Here is a 6615-nt window from a genome sequence, read left to right as displayed (position 1 = left end):
CGACGAATCCATCCTGCCACCTGGCAAACGCCCAGGCAGACGCGGCATTGACGGCTTACCGCGCCAACACCGGATCGCTGCTGGCGGTTGCCGAAGCCAACCACCGGGTCATCGACACGGCGCTCGACCGGCTGACCCTCGAAGCGAAGACAGCCAGGGGCTGGGCCGACCTGGCCTTCCTCGTCCCGCTGCCCACCGCGCAGACCGAACCCGCCGCGAGGGATTCCAAATGAAGAAACAAGTCATCTTCCCCCTGGTGGCACTCGCTGCCGCCGGGGGCGTCCTTTATGGCACCTATCAACTGGGTGTCAGCCGGGGAGAAGCACGCAAGCCACCTTCGACGGCAACGCGAAACCCATCCGCGGCCAGCGACGCGGATCCCCAGGCCGGCAGAAGATCCTGTACTGGCATGACCCGATGGTACCCGGCCAGCGGTTCGACAAACCCGGCAAATCCCCCTTCATGGACATGCAGCTGGTGCCGGTGTACGAGGATGCCGGCACCAGCGGCGCGGCGCTCACCATCGACAGCCGCGTCCTGCAGAACCTGGGCATCAGGACCGCGCAGGTCAGGCCCGGCCGGCTCGATGCCGTGCTGGAGGTGCCGGGCAACGTGGCCATCAATGAGCGCGGCATCACGGTCATCCAGGCGCGCACCGCGGGCTACGTCGAGCACGCCTATGCCAGGACCACCCTTGACCCGGTCAGGCGTGGCCAGCCGTTGATCGTCCTCTATGCACCCGAGTGGGTCGCCGCGCAGGAGGAGTACCTTGCGGTCGCGCGCATGAGCGGCAGCCCGTACGGCGACCTGCGCGGCGCCGCCAGCGCGCGCATGCGTCAGGCTGGCATGGACGATAGCCAGATCCGGCTGGTGGAGACCACCGGCAAGCTGCAGCCCCGGCTCACCATCGCGAGCCCCGTCGATGGGGTCATCACGGAAGTCGGCGCGCGCGATGGCATGACCGTCTCGCCCGGCATGACGTTGTTCCGCGTGGCCGATCTCTCCACGGTCTGGGTCCTGGCAGAGCTGCCGGAGAGCCAGGCTGCGGCCGTCCGGCCCGGACAGCTGGTTTCGGCTACCGCGGCGGCACTGCCGGGACAAACACTAACCGGCAAGATAGACGCCATCCTGCCCGACGTGAATCCAGGCACGCGCACGATCAAGGTGCGCATCGAACTCGCCAACAAGAACCGCCAGCTGCTGCCTGGCATGTTTGTCAATGCCCGGTTCGGCGCGAGGCCGGGTGCCGACCAGTTGCTGGTCCCGACCGAAGCGCTGATCCGTACCGGCTCGCGCACGGTGGCCATGGTTGCGACTGGCAACGGCGGCTTCAGTCCGGTGGAGGTCAGAACCGGCGCGGAAGCCGGTGGCCAAACCGAGGTGACCGGAGGCCTGAAGGCAGGCCAGACGGTGGTGGTCTCGGGCCAGTTCCTGCTCGACTCCGAGGCGAGCCTGCGCGGCGCCGCGACGCGCATGGAGAGTGCGAGCGCACCATCGGCACCATCGGCACCACCGGCACCATCGGCAGCCGGCGCGGAGCATGAAGGCATCGGACGTATCGAAGCCATCACGCCGGAGGGCCTGACGCTGTCCCACGGACCGATCCCCACGCTCCAGTGGGGTGCCATGACCATGGACTTCGCAGCGCCAGCAGCGGGCCTGCCAAAGAATCTGAGGGCCGGCCAGGAGGTGCGCTTCCGCTTCCAGATCAACAATGACGGCGTGCCGGTCCTGTCTTCCGTGCAATCAGCCGCCGCTGGCGCGGGGGACAAGCCATGATTGCCAAGCTCATTCGCTGGTCGATCCGGAACCGCTTCCTCGTGCTGCTTGCCACGGTCATCCTGACGGCCTGGGGCATCTGGGCGGCGCGCAGCATGCCGCTGGACGCCTTGCCTGATCTCTCCGACGTGCAGGTCATCATCCGCACGCCCTACCCCGGGCAAGCGCCGCAGATCGTCGAGAACCAGGTCACGTATCCGCTGACAACGACCATGCTGTCGGTGCCGGGGGCAAAGACGGTGCGGGGATATTCGTTCTTCGGCGACTCCTTTGTCTATGTATTGTTCGAGGACGGCACCGACTTGTACTGGGCCCGCTCGCGTGTGCTGGAATACCTGAATCAGGTCCAGTCGAAACTGCCTGCCGCCGCCAAGCCGGCGCTTGGACCGGATGCGACCGGCGTGGGCTGGATTTACGAGTACGCCCTGACCGACAAGACCGGCCACCATGATCTGGCACAGCTGCGTGCGCTGCAGGACTGGTTCCTGCGCTTCGAGCTGAAGTCGCTGCCCAATGTCTCCGAGGTGGCATCCATCGGCGGGATGGTCAAGCAGTACCAGGTCGTCCTGCTGCCTGACAAGCTGCGCGCCTACAACATCGCGCAAGCTACGATCCTGGCCGCATTGAAGGGGGCCAACCAGGAGACAGGCGGCTCCGTGCTGGAGCTCGGGGAAGCCGAGTACATGGTCCGCGCTTCCGGATACCTGAAAACGCTGGACGATTTCCGGCAGATACCGCTCAGCGTAAACAGTGCCGGCATCCCCGTTCGCCTTGGCGACGTGGCCACCATCCAGCTCGGCCCGGAGATGCGGCGCGGCGTTGCCGAGCTGAACGGCCAGGGCGAAGTCGCTGGTGGCGTCATCATCATGCGCTCCGGCAAGAACGCACTGGAGACCATCGAAGCGGTCAAGGCGAAGCTTGCGGCGCTGAAACCCAGCCTGCCGGCTGGCGTGGAGATCGTGCCGGTCTATGACCGGTCCAGCCTCATCAACCGGGCGGTGGACAACCTCGCCCACAAGCTCGTGGAAGAGTTCGTCGTCGTGGCGGTGGTCTGCCTCGTGTTCCTGTTCCACCTGCGCTCCGCGCTGGTCGCGATCGTGTCGCTGCCGCTTGGCATCCTCGCCGCCTTCCTGGTGATGCGGTATCAGGGCGTCAACGCCAACATCATGTCGCTCGGCGGCATCGCCATTGCCATTGGGGCCATGGTCGACGCGGCCGTGGTGATGATCGAGAACGCGCACAAGCACGTGGAGCACTGGCGGGCCGAACATCCCGGCCGGCATCTGGCCGGCGACGAGCAATGGCGTGTGATCGGCGACTCGGCGGCGGAAGTGGGCCCCGCCCTGTTCTTTTCACTGCTGATCATCACGCTGTCGTTTGTTCCTGTCTTTACGCTGGAGGCGCAGGAAGGCCGCCTGTTTGCGCCCCTGGCCTTCACCAAGACCTATTCCATGGCGGCGGCGGCGGGCCTGGCGGTGACGCTGATTCCCGTGCTGATGGGCTATCTGATCCGCGGCCGGATTCCGCCGGAGCAGGCCAATCCGCTCAACCGGTTGCTCATCCGCGCCTATCAGCCACTGCTCGCGCGGGTGCTGCGCTTTCCCAAGGCCACGCTGGTGGTCGCCGCGGTGCTGCTCGCGGCAACCGCTTGGCCGATCCTGCGGGTCGGGGGCGAGTTCATGCCACCGCTCGACGAGGGCGACCTGCTGTATATGCCGTCTGCCCTGCCGGGGCTGTCGGCAGGCAAAGCCGCGCAGTTGCTGCAGCAAACGGATCGCCTGATCAAGACCGTTCCGGAAGTCGCCACGGTCTTCGGCAAGGCCGGACGGGCGGACTCCGCCACCGACCCGGCGCCCATGGAGATGTTCGAGACCACCATCCAGTTCAAGCCACGCGACCAGTGGCGCACGGGCATGACGCCCGACAAGCTGGTGCAAGCGCTCGACCGCGCCGTCACGGTGCCGGGCCTGTCCAATATCTGGGTGCCGCCCATACGCAACCGCATCGACATGCTGGCCACCGGCATCAAGAGCCCGGTCGGCATCAAGGTGGCCGGGACCGACCTCAAGGAGATCGACCGGCTGGTCAGCCGCGTCGAGCAGGCCGTGAAGTCCGTGCCGGGCGTCACCTCGGCACTGGCCGAACGCCTCACGGGCGGGCGCTATGTCGATGTCGGTATCGACCGGGCGGCGGCCGGGCGATATGGCCTCAATATCGACGACGTCCAGAGCATCGTGGCATCGGCCGTAGGCGGAGAGAACATCGGCGAAGTGGTCGATGGACTAGCGCGGTTCCCCATCAACGTGCGCTACCCGCGGGACTACCGCGACTCGGTCGAACAATTGCGCAAGCTTCCCGTTGTGACCAGCGGCGGACAGCAGATCCTGTTATCGGATGTGGCCCGCATCCAGGTGACGCAGGGCCCGCCCATGCTGCGCAGCGAGAATGCCAGGCTCTCCGGCTGGGTCTACGTGGACATCCGGGGGCGCGACCTGCGCTCTGCCGTGCAGGAGATGCAGGCAGTCGTCGGCAAGGCGGTCCCGCTGCCTGCGGGGTACTCCGTCAGCTGGTCGGGGCAGTTCGAGTACCTGGAGCGCGCCACGCAGAAGCTGAAGGTGGTCGTGCCGTTCACGTTGCTCATCATCTTCTTGCTGTTGTACGTCACGTTCGGGCGTTTCGATGAGGCGCTGCTGATCATGGCGACGCTGCCATTTGCGCTGGTGGGTGGGTTCTGGCTGCTATACCTGCTCGGCCACAACCTGTCGGTGGCCAGCGTCGTCGGCTTCATCGCCCTGGCCGGCGTGGCGGCGGAGTTCGGCGTGATCATGCTGCTCTACCTGAAACAGTCCTGGCTCAAGACAATCGAGAGTGGCCAGGCCAACGTGCCCGCGTTGCTTGAGGCCATCCAGGAGGGCGCCGTCCTGCGGGTGCGCCCCAAAGCCATGACCGTGGCGGTCATCCTGGCGGGCCTGCTGCCCATCATGTGGTCCGGCGGCACCGGCTCCGAAGTCATGCAGCGCATTGCGGCGCCCATGGTCGGCGGCATGGTCACCGCGCCACTGTTGTCGCTGTTCGTGATTCCCGCGGTTTTCTTTTTGCTTCGCCGTCCGAAGGCGGGGCAGGCATTCCCCAAACCTTGAACCTTGAACACTGAAGAAGGAACTCACCATGAAACACGGATTGATTGGCCTTGCTGCCGTATGCGCCACCTTCGCCTTCACACTGCACGCCCAGGCCGCTGACGACATGGCCGGCATGCAGATGAAGCCGGCAGCGTCGACGTCCGCCCCGAAGCCCGTCGAAGCGGAAGTACGCAAGGTGGATGCGGCGAACGGCAAGGTCACCCTCAAGCACGGCCCCATCGAGAATCTCGGCATGCCGGCCATGACGATGCGCTTTCCCGTGAAGGACAAGGCCAGCCTGGCCAGGCTGAAAGAAGGGAGCAGGGTCCGTGCAACCTTTGACAAGGTCAACGGCGTGGCAACGGTGACGAGTATCGAGCCGGAATAAGCGCCGCCTGCGGCTTGGGCAATGCGGCCTGCCGCGCGCGCGCTCCACTTTGCGCCGCGATATCATGGAGCTTGCCGGCAGGCACACCAAGCCTGACAGCCATCCCGGGTCAGGCCCGAACGCAAGCGCGTGGAGCAACGATGCAGATTGACCGGACCACCAACCGTACGGGCGATGGCGATGCGCGGCTCGGGCAGGCACCAGGCATGATCAGCCGCCGCATGTTCCTGGCAGCAGGCGCGGCACTCGGGCTAGCCGCCTGCGCGCCGGAACGCTTTGCCGGCCACACCGAGCCGCCGGCTTCGCCCGGCACGAGAGCCACCCAGGACGTCTCCCCCTGGAAGCCCTCCCCTACCGCGCTGACCATCGACATGCACAGCCATGCCGGGCGCGTGATCGTGTCGCGCGATCCCGCCATCGGCGCGGACCGGCCCTTTCTTCCGCTGGCTGCGCCAATGCGCGCCGGCGGCATGAACGTGATCTGCCTTGCGATCGTGACGGACACCATCGTCACGCGCGTGTCCGCCGATCGCACGCGCTTCGAAGCCTGGCGAACCCCGTCGGAAGGCGAGCTCTACGCGCTCGGCGTCGCCGAATTCGCGCGCGCGCATCAACTGGTGGAGCGTGAGCAGATGCAAGTGGTGACCGACGCGGCCTCACTGGCCACGCGGGGTCCGGCCGGGCCGTGCGTGATCATCGCGTCCGAAGGCGCCGATTTTCTGGAAGGCAGGCTTGAGCGCGTGGATGAAGCGTACGGCATGCATCAATTGCGGCACCTGCAGCTCACGCACTATCGCGTCAACGAGCTGGGCGACATCCAGACGGAGCCGCCGGTGCACGGTGGCCTGACGGATTTTGGCGCGGATGTGGTGCGGCGCTGCAATGCCTTGGGCATCGTCGTCGATGTCGCGCACGGCACCTATGACCTGGTCAAGCGTGCTGCCGCGACGTCCACCAGGCCACTGGTGATTTCACACTCCGCGCTGGCCACGCGCCCCGGCTTGCGCAGCCGGCTGATCACGCCCGACCACGCGCGCGTGATCGCGGGCACCGGTGGCGTGATCGGAGTCTGGCCCAGCGCGGGCACCTTTCGCGACCTGTCCGCGATGGCGCTCGGCTTCAAGCGGATGGCCGATGTGGTTGGCGTAGATCATGTGGGCCTGGGCACGGACATGCTCGGCTTCATCACGCCGCCGGTATTGCGCGCCTACGACCAGTTGCCCGCGCTGGCCGCCGCGCTGTTGGCAGCGGGCTTCACGCACGAGGAAGTGGGCAAGGTGCTCGGCGGCAACTACCGCCGGGTGTTCGAAGCCTCCGTCGGCTAGC

At 66.5% G+C, this 6615-nt stretch carries 3 protein-coding genes and 2 pseudogenes; all 5 read left to right on the top strand.

Annotated elements, in window-relative coordinates; translation table 11 throughout:
- Positions 1-233 (top strand): annotated as a pseudogene (locus OR16_RS36875) (TolC family protein); the annotation flags it as partial.
- Positions 230-1779 (top strand): annotated as a pseudogene (locus tag OR16_RS36870) (efflux RND transporter periplasmic adaptor subunit). The pseudogenes OR16_RS36875 and OR16_RS36870, both read left to right, overlap by 4 nt.
- Positions 1776-4919, top strand: coding sequence for an efflux RND transporter permease subunit (locus OR16_RS36865; RefSeq protein ID WP_006164131.1), 3144 nt, complete (start codon positions 1776-1778; stop codon positions 4917-4919). Before OR16_RS36870 ends, OR16_RS36865 begins: the two are co-directional and overlap by 4 nt.
- Before the next feature lie 28 nt (positions 4920-4947).
- Positions 4948-5289, top strand: a complete 342-nt coding sequence (locus tag OR16_RS36860) for a copper-binding protein (RefSeq protein ID WP_043422634.1) — start codon at positions 4948-4950, stop codon at positions 5287-5289.
- 140 nt (positions 5290-5429) lie between these two features.
- Complete coding sequence (locus OR16_RS42335; protein WP_006164129.1) at positions 5430-6614, top strand: dipeptidase; 1185 nt, start codon at positions 5430-5432, stop codon at positions 6612-6614.
- Position 6615 lies beyond the last annotated feature (1 nt).

Origin of the sequence: Cupriavidus basilensis OR16, assembly GCF_000243095.1 — a bacterium.
Lineage (GTDB): Bacteria > Pseudomonadota > Gammaproteobacteria > Burkholderiales > Burkholderiaceae > Cupriavidus > Cupriavidus basilensis_D.
Note: the sequence above shows the minus strand (reverse complement) of the source record. Positions and strands in the feature narration are given on the sequence as shown.

Coding starts and splice junctions, on each gene's coding strand:
- OR16_RS36865 (WP_006164131.1), top strand. CDS start 1,776: ATGATTGCCAAGCTCATTCGCTGGTCGATCCGGAACCGCTTCCTCGTG.
- OR16_RS36860 (WP_043422634.1), top strand. CDS start 4,948: ATGAAACACGGATTGATTGGCCTTGCTGCCGTATGCGCCACCTTCGCC.
- OR16_RS42335 (WP_006164129.1), top strand. CDS start 5,430: ATGCAGATTGACCGGACCACCAACCGTACGGGCGATGGCGATGCGCGG.